Genomic DNA, 18683 nt, shown 5'->3' on the forward strand with positions numbered 1-18683 from the left:
CCCGGAACCCGCGTTCCCGCCCGGCGGCACCGCGCCCTCGCTTCCGTGCGGCGCGCCACCCGCGAGACGTAACGAGGAAAGATGAGTTCCGCCCGCCCCATCCCCACGCTCGGCCCCCGAGGGGCCGCCCCCGCGCTCGCGGGCCCGCGTGAGTGGGCCGCGCTCGCCGTTCTGGTCCTGCCCGTCATCCTGATCTCCGTCGACATGACCGTGCTCGGGTTCGCGGTTCCCCAGCTGAGCGAGGAACTGCGGCCGAGCGCCGGCCAGCTGCTGTGGATCATCGACATCTACGGCTTCATCCTGGCCGGACTGCTGATCACCATGGGGTCCCTCGGGGACCGCGTCGGCCGCCGCAGGCTGCTCCTGGTCGGCTCCGCCGCGTTCGGCGCCGCGTCCCTGGCGGCGGCGTTCGCACCCAACGCCGAGGTGCTCGTCGTGGCCCGCGCACTGCTGGGCGTGGCGGGCGCGTCGCTGATGCCCTCGACCCTGTCCCTGCTGCGCAACACCTTCCTCGACGCGCGCCAGCGGCTGCTGGCCATCGCCATCTGGGCGTCGGGCTTCTCGGCCGGCGCCGCGCTCGGTCCGATCCTGGGCGGGTGGCTGCTGGAGCACTTCTTCTGGGGCTCGGTCTTCCTCGTCAACCTGCCGGTGATGGCGCTGATCCTGGTGTTCGTGCCGATCCTGGTCCGCGAGTCGCGCGACCCGCGGCCGGGCCGGATGGACCTGCCCAGCGTCGTGCTGTCGATGGCCACGATGCTGCCCGCCGTGTACGGGGTCAAGAAGCTCGCCACGGAGGGGCTCGCGGTCGTTCCGGCCGTGTCCCTGCTGGTCGGCCTGGCCCTCGGCGCCGCGTTCGTCCGCAGACAGATGGTCCTGCAGGACCCGCTGATCGACGTGGAGCTGTTCCGGTCCCGCGTGTTCAGCGTGGCGGTCGTCACGAACCTGATGATCGTCTTCTCGCTGGTGGCGTCGCTGTTCTTCCTGACGCAGTACCTCCAGCTGGTGCTGGGGGTGTCGCCGATGCGCGCCGGGTACGTGCTGCTGCCGGGACTGGTGCTGTCGGTGCTGGCGAGCTTCGTCGCCGTGCGGGCCGCGCGTCGGCTGAGCCTGGCGGCGGTGATCGGTTCGGCCCTCGTCGTGACCGCGGCCGGTTTCGCGGTGCTGGTGTTCACCTCCGAGCACGACGCGGCGACCGGCGTGCTGGTCGTGGCCGTGGGCTTCGGACTGATCGCGACCGGCGCCGGGTTCGCCGAGACCCTCACCAACGGGGCCATCATGTCCGCCGCCCCGCCGCAGCGGGCCGGTGCGGCCTCGGCGATCTCCGAGACGGCCTACGAACTGGGCGGGGCGCTCGGCGTCGCGGTCCTGGGCAGCGTGCTGACCGGGTACTACCAGTCCGCGCTGACCGGCGTCGAGGGCGTTCCACCGCACGCCATGGAGCGGGCGTCCGAGACCCTGGGCGGGGCGGCCGACGCCGCGGCCGACCTGGGCGGCACGGCCGGCGCGGGCCTCATGGACGCGGCTCGGACCGCGTTCACCAGCGGCATGCACGTGACGAGCGCCGTCGCCGCGCTGATCGTCCTGGCCGCCGCCGTCCAGGCGTGGGTGCTCCTGCGCGGGGAGACCTCCCCGGCCATGGCGGCGCAGAACCCCGGGACCGCGGGGGCGGGCCCGGAGCCGCGTGAGCGCTCCGAGGGGCGGGCGCGCGCTTAGTCGACACGGCGCCCGGCCCCGGGGAACCCTCCCCGGGGCCGACGTGTGTCCGGGTTCAGGGCAGGCGGACGAGCTCCACGTCGGAGCCGTCCCAGCCCGGGGGCACCACGGCGTAGGCGTCGGCGAGCGCGGCTCCGCGCAGGCTGCCCGGCCGGTCGTGGCCCACCGGGCGGGCGTGCCCCTCCGCCACGCGCACGGGCACGAGGCGGGTGTCGCGGGGGTGCGGGCGAACGTCGCCCTCCAGCACCGCCCGGACCGCGACCCGGCCCGGGTCCGGACGATCGGCCATGGCGCTGACCAGCGGGACGAGAAGGGTGAGGGCGGCGACGAGGGCCGCTCCGGGGTTGCCCGGCAGCCCCACGAACGCGGTGCCGCCGACGCGCGCCAGCACCTGGGGATGGCCCGGACGGCAGGAGACCCCGTCCACCATCACCGTGGCGCCGACCTCGTCCAGGACCGCGCGGAAGTGGTCGGCGGGCCCCTTGGACGAGGAGCCGCAGACGGCGACCACGTCGGCGTCCTCCCCGGCCACGGCCGCGCGCAGGGCCCGCCGGTCGTCGCCGAGGCGGCGCGCCCGCGTGACCCGTGCGCCGGCCCACCGCGCGACCCCCGGCAGGACCGGCCCGATGGCGTCGCGCACGGTGCCCTCCCCGGGCAGCCCGGAGTCGGCGACCTCGTCGCCGGTGACGATGACGGCCACCCGGGGCCGGCGGACGGGCAGGGTCTCGTGGCCGAGGCTGGCGGCCAGGCCGAGCGCGGCCGGAGTGACCACGCTTCCCCGTGTGAGAACGGTCTCGCCCGGGGCGGTCTCCTCGCCCGACCAGCGCACGTGCCGCCCCGGTACGGCGTCGCCCTCGACCCGGCCCTTCGCGACCGTCGCCCGCTCGTAGGGCAGAACCGCCTCGGTGCCCTTGGGCACGTGGGCGCCGGTGGCGATCTCGACGGCCTCGCCGGGGCGCAGTCCCGCGTGCGCGGCGGGCGCGCCGGCCAACTGGGTGCCGATCAGCCGCCAGGGCCCCTCCCCCGCCACCGCGAACCCGTCCATGGCCGACGCGTCGTAGGCGGGCAGGCCGACCAGGGCGCGCACGTCGTCGCCGAGGACGGCGCCCAGGGCCTCGTCCAGGGGGACCTCGCGCGGCGGGACGGCGAGTGCGCGGCCGAGCCGACGCGCCGTCTCCCGGGCCTCCGGCCACGACCGCTGTGCGCCGTGTCCCGGATCTCCGACCATGGGGACGCCCCCGGTCCCGTCCATGCCGCCTCCCCGTCGTTCGCGCAGGTGCCTTCCATTGTTCACCCCTCGGGATGACGTGAGCGTTAACCGCCGCTCACACGGCGGTGCGGGCCCGGCCGGGGCGGGGCCCGCCTGCCACGCGCTGGGCCGATTTGCCGTCTGCGGACTTTCCGCTAGAGTTCTTACCAGCAGCACGGCGGAGGCCACCGGGAACGGGGTCGGGCCGAGCGGCAAGCGGACGTGGCTCAGCTGGTAGAGCATCACCTTGCCAAGGTGAGGGTCGCGGGTTCGAATCCCGTCGTCCGCTCGGAGGAGACGCGGGTCGTCACGGCGCCCCGCGTGTCTCGGTGGAGTGGCCGAGAGGCGAGGCAGCGGCCTGCAAAGCCGTCTACACGGGTTCAAATCCCGTCTCCACCTCCCATGCTTCACACGGGCGGTTAGCTCAGTTGGTTAGAGCGCTACCTTGACACGGTAGAGGTCACAGGTTCGAATCCTGTATCGCCCACTCGACTCCGGAACGCCCCTGTTCAGAGCCATCAGGCCTCTGAACAGGGGCGTTCCGTCGTTTTCCCGGGCGTCTCCGTGGCCTCCGGCTCGCGCGGTCGGTGTCAGGATCGGCCCCGACCGGCCTGGAGCGTCCTGCGGGGCTTGTACACGGACAGCGCGGTCGCGACGACCAGCAGGACGGCCTGGGTCGCGACGACGGCGGTCTGGACCCACTGCTCAGCGTCGGCGAGCGGACCCGCGGCGGCCTCGGCCGCCATCCGCTCCGGGGTGAACAGGAACATCCCGATCAGGACGACGGCGACGAGCAGGACGAGCTTGGCGAACACCCACGCGTGCCTGAGCAGGCCCCACGCGGTGCCGAAGGCGAGAATCAGCCCCGTGACCAGGGCGGTCGTGCTCAGGGGGATCCCGCCCGCGAAGACGAGCACGGACATCAGGCGGTACGCCGACAGCGCCAGCCCGGCGTCGTCGGTCGTGGCCGCGGCGGTGTTGAGGACGACGAGCACCCACACCTCGCCGAGCAGGGCCACCGACGCGATCACGTGGACGGACAGGACGGCCTTGCGGACGCCGGGCGGCAGGCGCCGCGGCCGGCGCTCCGGGCTTCGGGTGGGCGTGGTCGTTGGGGTAGCCATGGCACCCACTGTGCGCCGGTGGCGCCCCGAAGTCGTCACCCCGAGGACGTCATCGCGACTACGCACATGGACGTACACGGCCTGCGCGGACGGTGCGCCCTCCGATCGCCCGGCACGGGCGTCAGGGAGAACGCGGCGCGTGCCCTGACCGCGGCCCGCCGCTACGCCGACGCGGCCGCACCCGCCAGACCCCGGAACGTCCGCCGGTAGGCGAGCGGGGAGACGCCGATCGCGGCGCGCAGGTGCTGGCGGAGCGAGGTGCCCGTGGCGAACCCCACCAGCCCGGCGATCTCGTCCACCGGCAGGTCGGTGGACTCCAGCAGGTGACGGGCCCGTAGGACGCGCTGCTGGATCAGCCACCGCCCCGGGCTCAGGCCCACCTCCTCGTTGAAGCGGCGGGCGAACGTCCGCAGGCTCATGCGGGCGTGTCCGGCCAGTTCCGGGAGGGTGAGCGGCGTGTGGAGGCGCTCCAGCGCCCACTGCCGGGTGGCGGCCGTGCCGTGGCCAGGGTCCTCGGGCACCGGTCGTTCGATGTACTGGGCCTGACCGCCGTCCCGCCACGGCGGGACCACGCAGACCCGCGCGGCGCGGTTGGCGACCTCGCTGCCGTGGTCGCGGCGCACGAGGTGCAGGCACAGGTCGACCCCCGAGGCGGCGCCCGCCGAGGTCAGCACGTCGCCGTCGTCGACGAACAGAACGTCCGCGTCCAGGTCCACCGCCGGGTACCAGGCGCGGAACACGTCGGCGAGCCGCCAGTGGGTGGTGGCGGGTCGGCCGTCGAGCAGGCCCGCCCCCGCCAGGACGAACGCCCCGGTGCAGATCGACACGAGTCGCGTCCCCGGCGCCACGGTCGCCAGCGCCTCCGTGACGGCCGGGGAGGGTTCGCGGGTGAGGCGGGTCGCGTCGAACGACGGGATCACCACGGTGTCGGCCGCGGCCAGGATCTCCGGCCCGTGCTCGACGGCGATCGAGAAATCGGCGTTGCCGCGCACCGGCCGCCCGTCGACGGTGCAGGTCGCGAGCTCGTACCGGTCGGAGGCGGCGCCGAGGACACGGCTCGGGATCCCCAGTTCGAACGGGTAGACGCCCTCCAGTGCCAGGACGGCGACGCGATGGATACCGGTCATGGCAGGATCCTATCCAAAGATGGCAATCTTGCCATGGCGCCTCCGGGTCGGCGGCGGACAGGATGGGCGCATGACGACGAACGACGCCGCTGCCAGCGCCCCGACCATGCGGGCGATCAGCCAGGACGCCCACGGTTCCCCGGACGTCCTCACCGAGGTCCGGATTCCGCGGCCCTCGCCCGGCCCCAGCCAGATCCTGGTCTCGGTCCGCGCCGCCGGGCTCAATCCCACCGACTGGAAGCACCGCGCGAACCCCCTGTTCCTCGACCGGCTCCCGCTCGTCCTGGGGTGGGACGTCTCCGGGGTGGTCGAGGAGGTCGGTTTCGGCGTCACCCTCTTCGCACCGGGCGACGAGGTCTTCGGCATGCTGCCCTATCCGCACGGCGTCGGCTCCCACGCGGAGTACGCGGTCGGCCCCGCGCGCGCCTTCGCCCGCAAGCCCGCCGGGATCGACCACGTCCAGGCGGGCGCCCTCCCCCTCGCGGCCCTCACCGCCCACCAGGCGCTCGTCGACACAGCGGGCCTCGCCCCGGGGCAGCGGGTGCTCGTCCACGCCGCGGCCGGGGGCGTCGGCCACCTCGCGGTGCAGATCGCCAAGGCGCACGGCGCCTACGTCATCGGCACCGCGAGCGCGCCCAAGCACGACTTCCTGCGGGGGATCGGAGCCGACGAGGTGATCGACTACCGGTCCGTCGACTTCGCCGAGACGGTCGACGGCGTCGACGTGGTGCTGGACCCGCTGTCCGGCGACACCCGGGCCCGCTCCCTGGACGTGCTGCGGCCCGGCGGAGTCCTCGTGTCGATCCTGCCCGGCGGGTCGCCGGAGGAGGCGGAGAAGGCGGCGCGGCTGGGCGTCCGGGTGGAGACGATGCTCGTCGAGGCCGACCACGCCGGGATGGCGGCGATCGCGGACCTGGTGGAGAGGGGCGCCCTGCGCGCCCACGTGGAAGCCTCCTTCCCGCTCGCCGAGGCGGCCAGGGCGCACGGGATCGGCGAGACCGGGCACGTGACGGGCAAGCTCGTCCTCGTGGTCGGGGAGGGCTGACCCGCGCGCTCCGGGCGGCGGGCAGGGGGCCGGAGCGGCGCTTCGGCCCCCTGCCGTCTCCGGTCAGATCCTCGCCAGGACCGACTCGATGGTGATCGGCAGATCGTGGAACCTCCGGCCGGTCGCGTGGAACACCGCGTTGGCGATCGCCGCCGCGACCCCGACCTGGCCCACCTCACCGATGCCCTTGACCCCGAGCGGGTTGACGACCCGGTCCTCGACCTCGATCATCTCCACCTCGATGTCGGGCGCGTCGGCGTTCACCGGCACCAGGTACTCCGCCAGGCTCGCGTTGGCCCAGCGCCCCTGCCTCGGCTCCATGTGGGTGGCCTCCAGCAGCGCCTGGCCCACGCCCCAGAGCATGCCGCCCAACAGCTGGCTGCGCGCGGTCTTGCGGTTGAGCACCCGCCCGGGGGCGAACACGCCGGTCAGACGGCGCACCCGGACCAGCCCGAGGTCGGGGTCCACGCCCACCTCGGCGAACTGGGCGCCGAATGTGGCCATCCCGTACCCGGTGTCCTGTCCGGGCGGCTCCCACTCCCCCAGCGCCTCGGCGTCGAACATCATGTGCCGCCGCAGCAGGTCGGTGTAGGACTCGCCGTTGGCCGGCCTCTCGCTCAGGAACATGCGTCCCTCGGACACCTGGACGCGGCTCGGGTCCGCCCCGTGCAGAGGCGACTCCGGGTCCGCCACGGCCTGCGCGACCAGGTGCTCCCGCAGCGCCGTCGCCGCGGTGTGCACGGCGGCGCTCACCGCGCCGGAACCGGCCGAGCCGACCGCGGCCACGGTGTTGGGCAGGTCGGTGTCGCCGTAGCGGACGGAGATCGCCTCGGTCTCCATCCCCAGGGCGTCGGCCGCGACCTGCCCCATGATGGTGCCCACACCGGTACCGAAGTCGGACGCACCGGTCTCGATGACCGCCCGCCCGTCCGCGTACACGCGCGCTCGGGCGCGCTGCGGGCTCATCGGCGTGTAGACCGGGTAGAGCGCGCTCGCCATACCCGAGCCCACGAGCCAGTTCCCGTCCCTGCGCGACCGCGGGATCGGGTCGCGCAGGGCCCAGCCGAACAGCTCGGCACCGCGCTGGTAGCACTCCCGCAGGCCCTTGCTGGACCACGGCTGGCCGGTCTCCGGGTCGGTGTCGGCGTGGTTGCGCAGCCGGAGTTCGATCGGGTCGATGCCGAGCTCGTAGGCGAGCTCGTCCATCGCGGTCTCCACCACGAAGGCGCCCGAGGCCTCACCGGGCGCGCGCATGAAGGTGGGCGTCATGGTGTTGGCCCGGATCAGGTTGTACACCCCGTGGAAGTTCGGGCAGGTGTACAGCTGCGAGACGGGGCTGATCGACGGCTCGGCCCAGTCGTCGTAGGGCGAGGTCGGCGACAGCTTCCGGTGGCGGAGCGCGGTCAGCGTCCCGTCCTGGCGGGCGCCCAGGGTCAGGGTGTGCTCCTGCTCCTCGCGGTGCCCGGACCCGGTGAACATCTGCTCCCGGGACAGCGACAGCGTGACCGGCGCGCGCACGTACTGGGCCGCCATCGCGGCCAGGGTCGGGTGCGACCAGATCATCGCCTTGGAACCGAAGCTCCCGCCGACGAACTCGCTGACCACCCGGATGTCCGACGGCGGGATCCCCAGCAGTTCGGCGACGCTGAGCCGGGTCGCGGTGGGGCCCTGGGTGGTGTCGTACAGCGTGAGCTTGGCGTCCTCCCACACGGCGGTCGCCGCGGAGGTCTCGATCGGGTTGTGGTGGTTGGCCGCGAGGTGGAAGACGCGTTCGAGGACCACGTCCGCCTCGCGCATCCCCTGGTCCACGTCACCGCGCTCGGTGCGGCCCGGCACGATCCCGCCGAAGATCCGCTCCGGTTCGAAGGCGTCGTCGCGGCCCTGCTCGATCGTGGTGACCGAGGGTTCCTCGGCGTAGTCCACCTCGACCAGTTCGGCGGCGTGCTCGGCCCGTTCGAGCGTGTCGGCGACGACCATCGCCACGGGCTGTCCCGCGTAGTGCACGCGGTCGTCCTGCATCGGGAACAGGCTCTGTCCGTGCGCGCTGGTGCCCGCCAGCGACGGGATCACGACCGGTTTCGTGGCGATGCGCGGCAGTTCGCGGTGGGTGAGCACGGCCAGCACGCCGTCGACGGCCAGGGCCGCGGACGTGTCGATGCCGGTGACGCGTCCGCGCGCGATCCGCGCGCCGACCAGGACCGCGTACGCCGTGCCCGGCGGGTGCTGCTCGGCGGAGTAGCGGGCGCTGCCGGTGACCTTGGCGTGGGCGTCGATCCGGTCGACGTCCCGTCCGATCTGGGGTCCGGTGCTCATGCGTTCCCTCCCTGCCCGGCCGCCACCGTGCTCAGCGCCCGCACCATGGTCCGCTGGGCCAGGGTGATCTTGAAGGCGTTCATGCTCTGGGGCACGGCCTGCGCCATCTCCTCGGAGGCCGCGTCCTCGAAGGCCTCCTCGCGCGCCGGGGCGCCCGTGAGGTGGGCCTCGGCGCGGCGGGCGCGCCACGGTTTGGTCGCGACCCCGCCCAGCCCGATCCGGGCCTCGGTGACGATCCCGCCCTCCACGCGCAGGACCACCGCGGCGGCGGCGAGCGCGAACTCGTAGGACTCCCGGTCCCGCACCTTGAGGTAGTGCGAGGTGCGGGCCGCGGTGTCGGCGGGCACCTCGATGGCGGTGATGAGCTCCCCGTGCGCGATCGGGTGCTCGTGCTCGGGTGCGTCCCCCGGGAGCGGGAAGAAGTCGTCGAGGTCGACGGTGCGCGCGCCGTCGGGGCCCTGGATGTGGACGACGGCGTCCAACGCGGTCAGTGCGACGGCGACGTCGGACGGGTGCGTGGCGATGCAGTGCTCGCTGGCGCCCAGGACGGCGTGGGTGCGGTTGAACCCGTCGATCGCCGAACAGCCGGTGCCGGGGTCGCGCCTGTTGCACGCCTGGTGCACGTCGCGGAAGTAGGAGCAGCGCACCTTCTGCATGAGGTTGCCGCCCATGGTGGCCATGTTGCGAAGCTGCGCCGAGGCCCCCTTCTCCAGGGCCTGGGCGATGACGGGGAAGCGCTCGCGCACGGCGGGGTGCGCGGCCACCTCGCTCATCCTGGCCAGTCCGCCGATCCGCAGCCCGCCGTCGGCGAGCTCCTCGATCGCGGCGATGGGCAGGTCGTTGATGTCGACCACGCGGCGCGGCCGGGCGACCCGGATCCGGAGCATGTCGACCTCGGTGGTGCCGCCCGCGAGGAACTCGCTGCCGGGGTCGCCGCCGACCTCGGCGATGGCCGAGGCGATGTCGGACACGCGCTTGTACGCGAAGGAACGCATCACCGACCGCCTTCCCGGGTGCCGCCGTCGCGCACCTGCCGGATGGCGGACCGGATGTTGGCGTAGGCGCCGCAGCGGCAGATGTTGCCGCTCATCCACTCGGCGATCTCCGCGTCGTCGGAGGCGTGCCCCTCGTCCATGAGGGCGACCGCCGACATCAGCTGGCCGGGCGTGCAGTAGCCGCACTGGAAGGCGTCGTGGTCGGCGAAGGCCTGCTGCATCGGGTGGAGCCGGTCACCGTCGGCCAGTCCCTCGACGGTGGTGATCTCCCGCCCCTCGCACGCGACGGCGAGGGTCAGGCAGGACACCACGCGGCGGCCGTCGACGAGGACGGTACAGGCGCCGCAGGCGCCCTGGTTGCAGCCCTTCTTGGTGCCGGTGACGTCGAGGCGCTCGCGCAGCGCGTCGAGCAGGCTCACGCGGGGCTCGACGCGGAGCGGGCGCGGCGTCCCGTTGACGGTCAGGGTGATGTCGACCGGTTCCGGCCCGATCTCCGCCTCCCTCGGGCGGACCCCCCTGGCCTGTTCCGGGATGCTGGGTGCGACGGTTCCGGTCTGGTTGGTGCGCGGGTTCATCGGAGCCCCCTCGGGAGCGGTGTGTGGTGCGTGCTCATTGCGATCCCCCTGGTCACGCTGGTGCTGTGGCGCCACGGACGACTCCTGAGGATGCTCTCAACCCGATGTGTCCCGCGCGTGTGGACGACCCCCAGTGGATGGCAATATCCCGCAAAGATCCGCTGGGGTCCGCTCCCGGGCGGGAGCGGACCCCGTGTCGGTCGGGCGGTCGCGGTCAGAGCGTGAGGACGGAGCGGAACCGCGCCTTGCCCATGGACTGGTACACGGTCTCGGCCGCCTCCAGCGGGTAGGTCTGGACGATCGGGCGCACTCCGGTCAGCGCGGCGAAGTCCATCGCGTCCTCGCTGTCCTTGGCGTGGCCGCTGTACCAGCCGCCGACCGAGCGGCGGCCGAACACCAGCGGGTCCGGCCCGACCGGGATCGGCGTGTGCTCGGAGGCCACCACGACCAGACGGCCGTTCGGGGCCAGCCCCTGGACCAGGTCGCCCTGCGCCCGGCTGTCGCCCACCGTGGAGAGCACGAAGACCGCCCCGCCCAACCGCGCGAGCGCCTCGCCCACGCTGCCCCGGGTGCTGTCGACGTACTCGTGCGCGCCCAGCTCCCGGGCGATCCGCTCCTTGGCCGTGCCGCGGTTGACGGCCACGGTACGGAAGCCCATCCGGTGGGCGTACTGGATGCCCAGGTGGCCCAGGCCGCCGATGCCCTGGATCGCGACGGTGTCGCCGGGGCGGGCGCCGCCGTGGCGCAGCGCGTTGAACGTGGTGATCCCGGCGCACATCAGCGGCGCGGCCTGCTCCAGGGTGAGCGCGTCCGGCACACGGGCCAGCACGTGCTGGGGCACCACCGTGTACTCGGCGTACCCGCCGTCGGAGTGCACCCCGACGATGCGGCGGTCGACGCAGTTGACGAAGTCGCCCGCGCGGCAGGCGTCGCAGGTGAAGCAGTGCCCGCCGTGCCAGCCCACGCCGACCCGGTCGCCCGGGTTCCACGCGCTCACGCCGTCGCCGACGGCGTCGACGACACCGGCGATCTCGTGCCCGGGGATCCGGGGCAGCCGGACGCCGAGCAGCCCGGCGCGGGCGATGGTGTCCCCGCCGCAGACCCCGCAGGCGTGCACGCGCACGCGGACCTGGCCGGGCCCGGGCACGGGCGTGGGGACGTCGGTGACGGTGAACGCACCGTTGGGTGTGGTCGCCTGAACGGCTCTCATGTACTACTCCGTGGACTCGCTGGTGACCCGGGGTCCCGGGTCGGCGCACCACCCGCTCGATATCGGTGATACGCCACTGACTACACCAGTGATAACGAAGTAGCGATAACAATATTCCGTTAGCAATGAAATCCGCCGGGCGGCGGGGTCACGGCCGCCACCGGGCGCGCCGGGTCAGGGCTTGCGGCCCACACCGCCGAACTGGGCGATCTCGCGGCGCACACCCACCTCGGTCGGGTCCGGACGCCAGAACGGGATCGAGCACACGCCCTGCTCCAGAAGCTCCAAGCCGTCGAAGAAGGCCTCGATCTCCTTGACGCTGCGCAGGTGGTAGGGGACGGCCGCGCCCTCGTTCCAGGCCTCGGTGGCGTCGACGATCGCCTGTCCCGTGTTCGTGCTGTCGCACATGGCGAAGAAACTCCCCGAGGGGAGCGCGTCCTGGTAGGCGCGCACGATCTCGTAGGTACGCTCCTCGGTCGGCTGGTGGCCGAGGGTGCCCAGGATGGTCAGCGCGATCGGCTGCTCGAAGTCCAGGTGTTCGCGCACCTGGGCGAGAAGAGGCCCGGGCTCGCGCAGGTCGGCGTCGATGTAGTGGGTGCTCCCGGGGGCGACGCCGGTGAGCAGGGCTCGCGCGTGGGCGAGCACCATGGGGTCGTTGTCGACGTAGACCACCCGGGCGTCCGGGGCGACCGACTGGGCGACCTCGTGCGTGTTGTTCACCGTGGGCAGCCCGGTGCCGATGTCCAGGAACTGGCGGACCCCGTGCTCCCGCGCCAGATGGGTGACCACCCGGATGAGGAACTCCCGTTCGGCCCGGGCGATCTCGACGATCTCGGGGAACGCCTGTTCGATCTGCGCCCCCAGTTCACGGTCGACGGGGTAGTTGTCCTTTCCACCCAACCAGTAGTTCCAGACGCGCGCCGAGTGGGCCGCGCTCGTGTCGATGGGGGGAGTGTCCGTCATGGGCGCCCTTCGCGAGGATGGAGTGGTCCGGGCTGCATTCTCGTGCCCCCGGACCACGGCACGCAAGCCGGATCCCCCACCGCGCCGGGCTTTCCGGCACTGACGCGGGTCGGCCCGGGGGTGTGTGCGACGGCGCCCCCGAGCCGGCCCGCGGGCCCTCACCCGGCCCGGTCGACCCGCACCGTGTCGCCGTCACCGACCGCCGCGAGCGCGCGGTGGTCGCCGTCGATCCGGCCGAGCACGTTCGCCGCGCTGGCGAGCCTGCTCTCCGGCCCGACGGAGAGGGGCGTGCGGCCGAAGGGCAGGGCGAGCGCGGACCCCGCCAGCCAGTAGCAGACCGCGCCGGGGGCGACGGCGTCGGTGGCGCCGTCCTCGCGGTCGGCCTCGACGGGGACGCCGAAGTAGACCTCCTCGCCCCAGGTGCTGGCGGACGCCTCGATCGGCAGGGCGTCCCAGAGCGCCGTGGAGGTGGGGGTGTCGTCGAGTGTGGCGGTCACCGAACCGCCGGTCCAGGAGATGCTGATCCTCATGTGACCTGTGTATCGCGCGCCGATGTCGCGAACTCCACCGGGGTATCCGTAATGCAGATATTGGATTCCGCATCTCGGAATCTAGACAGCCTCGTGGCGGTCAGCGCGATCCCGAGCCCGACGAGGGCCAGGACCGAGCCGATCACGGCGGGCGACGTGTACCCCAGCCCCAGGCTGATCCCCAGTCCGCCCAGCCACGCGCCGCCCGCGTTGGCGAGGTTGAACGCCGAGTGGTTGGAGGCCGAGGCCAGCGAGGGCGCCGCCGAGGCCTCGTTCATCACCAGCACCTGGAGGGGCGTCACGACCGCGGAGCCGGCCGCGCCCAGCGCCACGACGGTGACCGCCGCGGTCCAGGGGTTGTGCACGGTGACGACGAACGCGGCGAGCACGACGGCGAGCACGACGAGCGACCAGTGGATCGTCGGCCGCAGCGCCCGGTCGGCCAGCGGACCGATGAACAGCGAGCCGAGCGTCATCCCGGTGCCGAAGAGCGCGAGGACGAACGGCACACCGCCCGGCGCCATTCCGGCGAGCTCGGTCATCATCGGCGTGATGTAGCTGTAGACGGCGAACACCCCGGCGAACCCGAAGACGGCCGTGGTGAGCCCGAGGACGACCTGCCGCCCGCCCAGGGCGGACAGTTCGCGGCGGAGCCCGCCCCCGCCGATCGCGGCCCGGGGCACGCGGGGGACGAAGGCGGCGATTCCGACGAGCGCCAGCGCGGCGATGGCCGCCACGGCGAGGAAGGCCGCCCGCCACCCCAGGAGCTGGCCCAGGAAGGTGCCCGCGGGAACGCCCACGATGTTGGCGACGGTCAGGCCGAGGAACATGCGCGCCACGGCGGTCGCCTTGCGGTCGGGACGGGCGGTGTACGCGGCGACCAGGGCGCCGACCCCGAAGAAGGCCCCGTGCGGCAGGCCCGCCAGGACCCGGGCGGCGAACACCGCGCCGTAGGAGGAGGCGAGGACGGTGGCGAGGTTGCCGACCAGGAAGAGCCCCATGAAGAGCAGGAGCACGGTCTTGCGCGGCACACGGGTGCTGAGCGCCGTGAGCAGCGGGGCGCCGACCACCACGCCCCCGGCGTACGCGGAGATCAGGTAGCCGGCGGTCGAGACCGGCACGTCCAGGTCCGCGGCCACCTCGGGGAGCAGTCCCATGATGACGAACTCGGTGGTCCCGATGGCGAACGCCCCGACGGCCAGGGCGAGCAGGGCCAGAGGCATGGGTGTGCCCCCTTTCACGACGGTGGAGCGGGGATGGAACCCGTTGACGGAGGGTGTGGAGGGTACGGCCGAACGCCGTGGCCAGACACGTTTAGCACGTGCTAATTCCAGGATCCCAGCTCCCCGGGGCCGACCCCAACCCGCACGGCGTGTGATCTCGCTCGCGGTGGGCCCGGAACGGCTCCGTCCGGGACGGTCGGGCCGGTCAGTCCGCGGCGGACCTCGGCGGACCGGTGCTCCCCCGGACCGCGAGCGTGGGCGCCAGGACGACGTGCCTGCTGGTGGTGCGCCCCTCGTCGAGCCGCTCGGCCGCGCACGCCACCGCGAGTCCGGCCATCCGCACCGCGTCCTGGCGGACGGAGGTCAGGTCGAGGAAGGACAGGCGGGCGGTCCGGCTGTCGTCGTAGCCGACCACCGACACGTCCTCGGGCACCCGCACGCCCGCCCGGACGAGCGTCTCCACCAGTCCGAGCGCGCAGCGGTCGTTGCTCGCGACCACGGCGGTGGGCGGGCGGTCCCTCGCCAGGAGTCCACGCGCCGCCCGCGCCCCGGCCTCCTCGGAGTAGTCGCCGCCGATGACCTCGACGTGCGCGCCGAGACCGTGCGCGCGCATCGCGTCCGTGTAGCCCTGCCTGCGTTCTGGGGCGCCCGGCAGGTCGCCCGCGTCGACGTGCACGATGGCGCGGTGTCCCTGCCCGACCAGGTGGTCCACCGCCTGGCGTGCCCCGTCGGCGTCGGCGGTCCGCACGCTGTCGGTGCCCTCCACCCCCGTGCGCTGGCCGATCTCCACCACGGGGACCTGTGCGGCGATCGTGGCCAGGTGGGCGGGGGCCGCCGCGGACAGTCCGATGAGGATGAGCGCCTCGCAGCGCAGGCCGAGCAGGTCGTCGATGGACTCGCGCTCTCCCCTGGTCGAGAGCAGCGCGCTGAGCACGACCCCGTAGTCCGACTCGGCGGCGGCGGAGTAGACGGCCTCGACCAGGTGGACGTCGAGCGGGTGCTCCATGGTGAAGAGCACCCCGACCTGGCGGCTGCGGGCGCGGCGCAGCAGCCGGGCCGTCCTGTCCGCGCAGTAGCCGATCTCGTCGGCGGCCCGCAGGACCCGCTGCCGGGTCTTCGCGCTCGGGCCGGGCCGGTCGCTCATCACCAGGGACACGAGTTGGCGCGACACCCCGACGCGGGCGGCGACGTCGGCCATCGTCGGCCGCCTGGGCGGAGCCCCGCCCGCCGGCCCGCCCGCGTTCCCGGATTCCGCCATCTCGTCCCCTCACCGCCCCGCGCCTCGGTGCTGCCGATGCTAGGACATGCGGGCCGGACACCCGCCCTGCCGCGCGTCGCCCTCCACCGCACACGCCCCGGTGGCGCTCGACCGGCCTGGCGACCGAGCACGGCCAACGGCGCCGACCAGCGCGAACATCCGCCCCTCGCACGTTTGACCCATCCGGGAACGGCTACGTGTCCAGTGCAGGGCACACACCGAACGGAGGGAGAAGGATCATGGCGAAGACCATCTCCGAGCTGATGAGCAGCCCCGCCCGCACGGTCGGGCCGGACGCCACCCTGCGCGCCGCGTCCCGGATCATGAGGGACAACAACGTGGGCGACGTGGTCGTGACCCGGGAGGACGGCTCGCTCATGGGCATCCTCACCGACCGCGACATCGTCGTGCGCTGTCTGGCCGCCGGGGGAGACCCCGACGCCATGACCGCGGGCGCGACGTGCAGCGAGCACGTGGCGACGGTGCCGCCGCAGTGCCGCGTCTCGGAGGCCGTGGACATGATGCGGTCCAAGGCGGTGCGCCGCCTGCCCGTCGTGGACAAGGACGACCTCGTGGGGATCATCTCGATCGGCGACCTGGCCCAGGCGGTCGACGAGCACTCCGCGCTGGCCGACATCAGCTCCGCCCAGGCGAACCGCTGAGCTCCCAGCGGGGGACCGCGGCCCGGGCCGGGCCGCGCCTCCTCCCGCGGTGAGACGGCCGCCACGTCCTCCGGGCCGCCCACGGGGGACGGCCCGTGGGCGTGGCGGTCCGCGCTCCGCTCCTCCCCCGGCTCCCTCCGCGCCCGTGCCCTCGTGCTCCCGGCGCCTCCGCGCGTAGGATACGATAATGATTATCGTTTCCATTCAAAGAACGGAGGTCGTCCCCGATGGAGCCGACAAGCCCCATGCGCGTGGTCGTGGTCGCCGGGCTGCACCGCGCGGCGCGCGGACGGACGGTGGACGCGCTGCTCGCCGCGGTGCCGAGGTCGGTGGCGGTCCACCACGACCTCGGGGAGATCAGCGAGGGGAACGTCCACCGCGTCACCCGCGACCGCTGGGGTCCCGTCGACCACGCCCCGGTCCGCCTCGACCACCTGTGCGCCTCGTGCACCCTGCGCGAGGACCTCGTGCCCGCCCTGCTGCGGATGGCCGCCGACGGCGAGTACGCCCTGTGCGTCGTGGAGGCCTGGGACGTGGTCGAACCCCGGCAGGTGGCCGAGATCATCGCCGCCCAGCGGGAGCTGGAGCTGGCCGCCGTCGTCGCCGCGGTGGACGCCGACCGCCTCCTGCCCGACCTGGCCACCCACGACGACCTGCGCGACCGCGCGCTGGACATCGCCGTGGAGGACGACCGCACGGTCGCCGAGGTCCTGTCGCACCAGATCGAGTACCCCACCGCGATCGCGCTGCACGGCACCCGTCACCGGGACGAGGCGCGGTCGCTGCTGGAGCAGTTCAACCCGGCCGCCGCCGTGGTGCCGCCGGGACCGACCCTGGCCGAGCTGACGCGCGGCCGGTTCGACCCCGAGGCCGCGGCCAACCGCACCAACCCGGCCTGGGCCCAGTACTGCCCGCGCACCGACGGCAGGGTGACCACCGTGACCTGGTCCCGGCGGCGTCCGCTGCACCCCGAGCGCACGCACGAGGCCCTGGAGCGGCTGGTCTCGTCCAGCCTGCGCAGCCGGGGCCGGATCTGGCTGGCCAGCCGCCCCGACACCCTCCTGGTCTGGGACGCCCACAGCGACGCTCTGGTCCTGGAGAGCGGCGGCCCGTGGCTGGACGCCCTGCCCGGGGCCGCCGTGGAGATGGTCTCCGAGGCGCGGCGGGCCTCCGCCCGCCTGGACTGGGATCCGGTCGTGGGCGACCGCGGCCAGCACCTCGCCTTCACCGGGATCGACATGGACGCCCAGGGGCTGGTCGCCCTCCTGGACTCCTGCCTGATCACCGAGGAGGAGTCCGGTCGGCCGCTGCGGACCGACCCCTTCGCCGACGCGCTGTGAGAGAGGAACGCCGATGAGCGCCAGCCCCCGACGGTCCGGCGGACGGAACCCGTCCCGCTTCGCCAACCCCCTCGGCGACGCCGACCACGTCGACTACAAGGACGTCGCCCTGCTGCGGAAGTTCATCTCCGAGAAGGGCAAGATCCGCAGCCGCCGGGTCACCCGGGTCACCTCCCGGCAGCAGCGGTTGGTCTCCGCCGCGATCAAGAACGCCCGCGAGACGGCCCTGCTGCCCTACCCGTCCAACACCCCCGCGTCCAGGAAACCCTGACCGGGCATCCAGAGGAGGAAACACCGTGTCACGTGTCTGCCAGGTGACGGGCCGGGCCCCGAGCTTCGGGAACGCCGTCTCGCACTCCCACCGGCGCACCCGCCGCCGGTTCGACCCCAACATCCAGACCAAGCGGTACTGGCTGCCCAGCGAGAACCGCTACGTCCGGCTGCGGGTCAGCGCCAAGGGCATGCGGGTCATCGACGCCCGGGGCATCGAACGGGTGGTCGCCCAGATCCGGGCGCGCGGGGAGAGGGTCTGAGATGGCCAAGAAGAGCAAGATCGCGCGGAACGACCACCGCAGGAACGTCGTGGCCCGCTACGCCGAGCGGCGGGCCGAGCTCAAGCGGATCATCGCCGCCCCGGGAACCGGTCGGGCCGAACGCGAGGCCGCCGTGCGCGAACTCCGGCGCCAGCCCCGCGACGCCAGCGCGACGCGGGTGCGCAACCGGGACTCCGTGGACGGCCGTCCGCGCGGCTACCTGCGCCGGTTCGGACTCTCCCGGATCCGGTTCCGCGAGGCCGCCCACCGGGGCGAACTGCCGGGCGTGACCAAGTCGAGCTGGTAGGACGCCCCCGCACCGGCTCCGGGGCCCGGGACGGACGGGCCCCGGAGCGGCGTCGGGCGGTCAGGTCCGCACGTGCAGGAGGCGCTGCGCCACGAGGGCGACCAGGCCCGACAGCGCGCCCACGATCGTCCCGGTCACCAGACTGCTGAGCACCGAGAACCCCCGGATGATGACGGCCTGGGCGCCGGGCGCCAGGTCGGAGAGGTTGCCGCCGAGGGTGGGCTGGTCGTCGCCGAACGACAGGCTCCAGAGCAGCTGGTGTCCGAGCGCCAGGAAGACTCCGTAGATGATCCCGACCACCAGCAGGGTCACGAACGGGTTGGGCACCCGCTGGACCAGGACCACGGCGATCCACACCAGCGGCGGCACGAAGACGAGCAGCCAGTTGACGAAGGTGCCCGGCGCGATGACGGACAGGTCGTGCAGGACCACCCGGGGTACCGCGAGCAGGGCCAGGAGAACGAGCACGGGGAGCGACAGGCCGAGGGCGGCCCTCTTCTGATCGGTCATGGCACC

General features: G+C 73.5%; 19 protein-coding genes and 3 tRNA genes. 10 read left to right on the forward strand and 12 right to left on the reverse strand.

The window, feature by feature from the left end; genetic code table 11:
* Window positions 1-81 precede the first annotated feature (81 nt).
* Window positions 82-1713, forward strand: a complete 1632-nt coding sequence (locus tag ACIBFB_RS16605; protein ID WP_397230902.1) for an MFS transporter — start codon at window positions 82-84, stop codon at window positions 1711-1713.
* 55 nt (window positions 1714-1768) lie between these two features.
* Here the strand turns inward: ACIBFB_RS16605 and ACIBFB_RS16610 are convergent, their stop codons facing one another.
* A complete protein-coding gene (locus ACIBFB_RS16610; RefSeq protein WP_397230904.1) occupies window positions 1769-2965 on the reverse strand; it encodes a molybdopterin molybdotransferase MoeA in 1197 nt (398 codons plus the stop codon).
* Between the two features lie 213 nt (window positions 2966-3178).
* On the opposite strand from ACIBFB_RS16610, the gene ACIBFB_RS16615 reads away from it, so the two are divergent.
* The 3 genes from ACIBFB_RS16615 (at window position 3179) to ACIBFB_RS16625 (ending at window position 3449) form a co-directional block, all read left to right on the forward strand.
* Window positions 3179-3251: transfer RNA gene (locus ACIBFB_RS16615), tRNA-Gly, on the forward strand.
* 39 nt (window positions 3252-3290) lie between these two features.
* Window positions 3291-3361: transfer RNA gene (locus ACIBFB_RS16620), tRNA-Cys, on the forward strand.
* Between the two features lie 14 nt (window positions 3362-3375).
* A tRNA-Val gene (locus ACIBFB_RS16625) sits at window positions 3376-3449 on the forward strand.
* A gap of 103 nt (window positions 3450-3552) precedes the next feature.
* Here the strand turns inward: ACIBFB_RS16625 and ACIBFB_RS16630 are convergent.
* Both ACIBFB_RS16630 and ACIBFB_RS16635 read right to left on the reverse strand, forming a co-directional pair.
* The gene (locus tag ACIBFB_RS16630) at window positions 3553-4086 is read right to left on the reverse strand and encodes a hypothetical protein (protein ID WP_397230906.1); all 534 of its coding nucleotides are present in this window, start codon (window positions 4084-4086) and stop codon (window positions 3553-3555) included.
* 161 nt (window positions 4087-4247) lie between these two features.
* Complete coding sequence (locus tag ACIBFB_RS16635; RefSeq protein ID WP_397230908.1) at window positions 4248-5213, reverse strand: GlxA family transcriptional regulator; 966 nt, start codon at window positions 5211-5213, stop codon at window positions 4248-4250.
* Between the two features lie 70 nt (window positions 5214-5283).
* On the opposite strand from ACIBFB_RS16635, the gene ACIBFB_RS16640 reads away from it, so the two are divergent.
* Window positions 5284-6258, forward strand: a complete 975-nt coding sequence (locus ACIBFB_RS16640; protein ID WP_397230910.1) for an NADP-dependent oxidoreductase — start codon at window positions 5284-5286, stop codon at window positions 6256-6258.
* A gap of 63 nt (window positions 6259-6321) precedes the next feature.
* Here the strand turns inward: ACIBFB_RS16640 and ACIBFB_RS16645 are convergent, their stop codons facing one another.
* The 8 genes from ACIBFB_RS16645 to ACIBFB_RS16680 all read right to left on the reverse strand — a co-directional run bounded on the left by ACIBFB_RS16645 (window position 6322) and on the right by ACIBFB_RS16680 (window position 15265).
* Window positions 6322-8571 (reverse strand): xanthine dehydrogenase family protein molybdopterin-binding subunit, encoded by a 2250-nt coding sequence (locus tag ACIBFB_RS16645; protein ID WP_397230912.1) that lies wholly within the window; start codon window positions 8569-8571, stop codon window positions 6322-6324.
* Complete coding sequence (locus ACIBFB_RS16650; RefSeq protein WP_397230914.1) at window positions 8568-9566, reverse strand: FAD binding domain-containing protein; 999 nt, start codon at window positions 9564-9566, stop codon at window positions 8568-8570. The genes ACIBFB_RS16645 and ACIBFB_RS16650 overlap by 4 nt, the downstream gene beginning before the upstream one ends.
* A complete protein-coding gene (locus ACIBFB_RS16655) occupies window positions 9566-10141 on the reverse strand; it encodes a (2Fe-2S)-binding protein (RefSeq protein WP_397230916.1) in 576 nt (191 codons plus the stop codon). The genes ACIBFB_RS16650 and ACIBFB_RS16655 overlap by 1 nt, the downstream gene beginning before the upstream one ends.
* Window positions 10142-10355: 214 nt before the next feature.
* Window positions 10356-11351 carry an alcohol dehydrogenase catalytic domain-containing protein gene (locus ACIBFB_RS16660; protein ID WP_397230918.1) on the reverse strand — a complete coding sequence of 332 codons (996 nt, stop codon included), beginning with the start codon at window positions 11349-11351 and terminating at the stop codon, window positions 10356-10358.
* Window positions 11352-11525: 174 nt separating this feature from the next.
* Entirely contained in the window at window positions 11526-12314 is a 789-nt protein-coding gene (locus tag ACIBFB_RS16665; RefSeq protein WP_397230920.1) for an SAM-dependent methyltransferase, read from the reverse strand.
* Between the two features lie 158 nt (window positions 12315-12472).
* Window positions 12473-12844 (reverse strand): cyclophilin-like fold protein, encoded by a 372-nt coding sequence (locus ACIBFB_RS16670; RefSeq protein WP_397230922.1) that lies wholly within the window; start codon window positions 12842-12844, stop codon window positions 12473-12475.
* Entirely contained in the window at window positions 12841-14067 is a 1227-nt protein-coding gene (locus ACIBFB_RS16675) for an MFS transporter (protein ID WP_397230923.1), read from the reverse strand. Before ACIBFB_RS16675 ends, ACIBFB_RS16670 begins: the two co-directional genes overlap by 4 nt.
* A 205-nt stretch (window positions 14068-14272) precedes the next feature.
* On the reverse strand, window positions 14273-15265 hold the full coding sequence (locus ACIBFB_RS16680) for a LacI family DNA-binding transcriptional regulator (protein WP_397230925.1): 993 nt from the start codon (window positions 15263-15265) through the stop codon (window positions 14273-14275).
* Between the two features lie 299 nt (window positions 15266-15564).
* On the opposite strand from ACIBFB_RS16680, the gene ACIBFB_RS16685 reads away from it, so the two are divergent.
* The 5 genes from ACIBFB_RS16685 (at window position 15565) to rpsN (ending at window position 18167) form a co-directional block, all read left to right on the forward strand.
* On the forward strand, window positions 15565-15987 hold the full coding sequence (locus ACIBFB_RS16685) for a CBS domain-containing protein (protein WP_397230927.1): 423 nt from the start codon (window positions 15565-15567) through the stop codon (window positions 15985-15987).
* 245 nt (window positions 15988-16232) lie between these two features.
* Complete coding sequence (locus tag ACIBFB_RS16690; protein WP_397231133.1) at window positions 16233-17327, forward strand: GTP-binding protein; 1095 nt, start codon at window positions 16233-16235, stop codon at window positions 17325-17327.
* Between the two features lie 13 nt (window positions 17328-17340).
* Window positions 17341-17598 (forward strand): 30S ribosomal protein S18, encoded by a 258-nt coding sequence (gene rpsR / locus ACIBFB_RS16695; protein ID WP_397230929.1) that lies wholly within the window; start codon window positions 17341-17343, stop codon window positions 17596-17598.
* Between the two features lie 25 nt (window positions 17599-17623).
* Window positions 17624-17860: a 50S ribosomal protein L28 gene (gene rpmB / locus ACIBFB_RS16700; RefSeq protein WP_358567062.1), complete on the forward strand. Its 237-nt coding sequence runs from the start codon at window positions 17624-17626 to the stop codon at window positions 17858-17860.
* Between the two features lies 1 nt (window position 17861).
* Complete coding sequence (gene rpsN / locus ACIBFB_RS16705) at window positions 17862-18167, forward strand: 30S ribosomal protein S14 (RefSeq protein WP_397230932.1); 306 nt, start codon at window positions 17862-17864, stop codon at window positions 18165-18167.
* A gap of 60 nt (window positions 18168-18227) precedes the next feature.
* On the opposite strand, the gene ACIBFB_RS16710 is transcribed toward rpsN, so the two are convergent.
* The gene (locus ACIBFB_RS16710; RefSeq protein WP_397230934.1) at window positions 18228-18677 is read right to left on the reverse strand and encodes a hypothetical protein; all 450 of its coding nucleotides are present in this window, start codon (window positions 18675-18677) and stop codon (window positions 18228-18230) included.
* Window positions 18678-18683: the final 6 nt, after the last annotated feature.

The sequence above is a fragment of the Nocardiopsis sp. NPDC050513 genome (genome assembly GCF_044457925.1).
GTDB lineage: Bacteria > Actinomycetota > Actinomycetes > Streptosporangiales > Streptosporangiaceae > Nocardiopsis.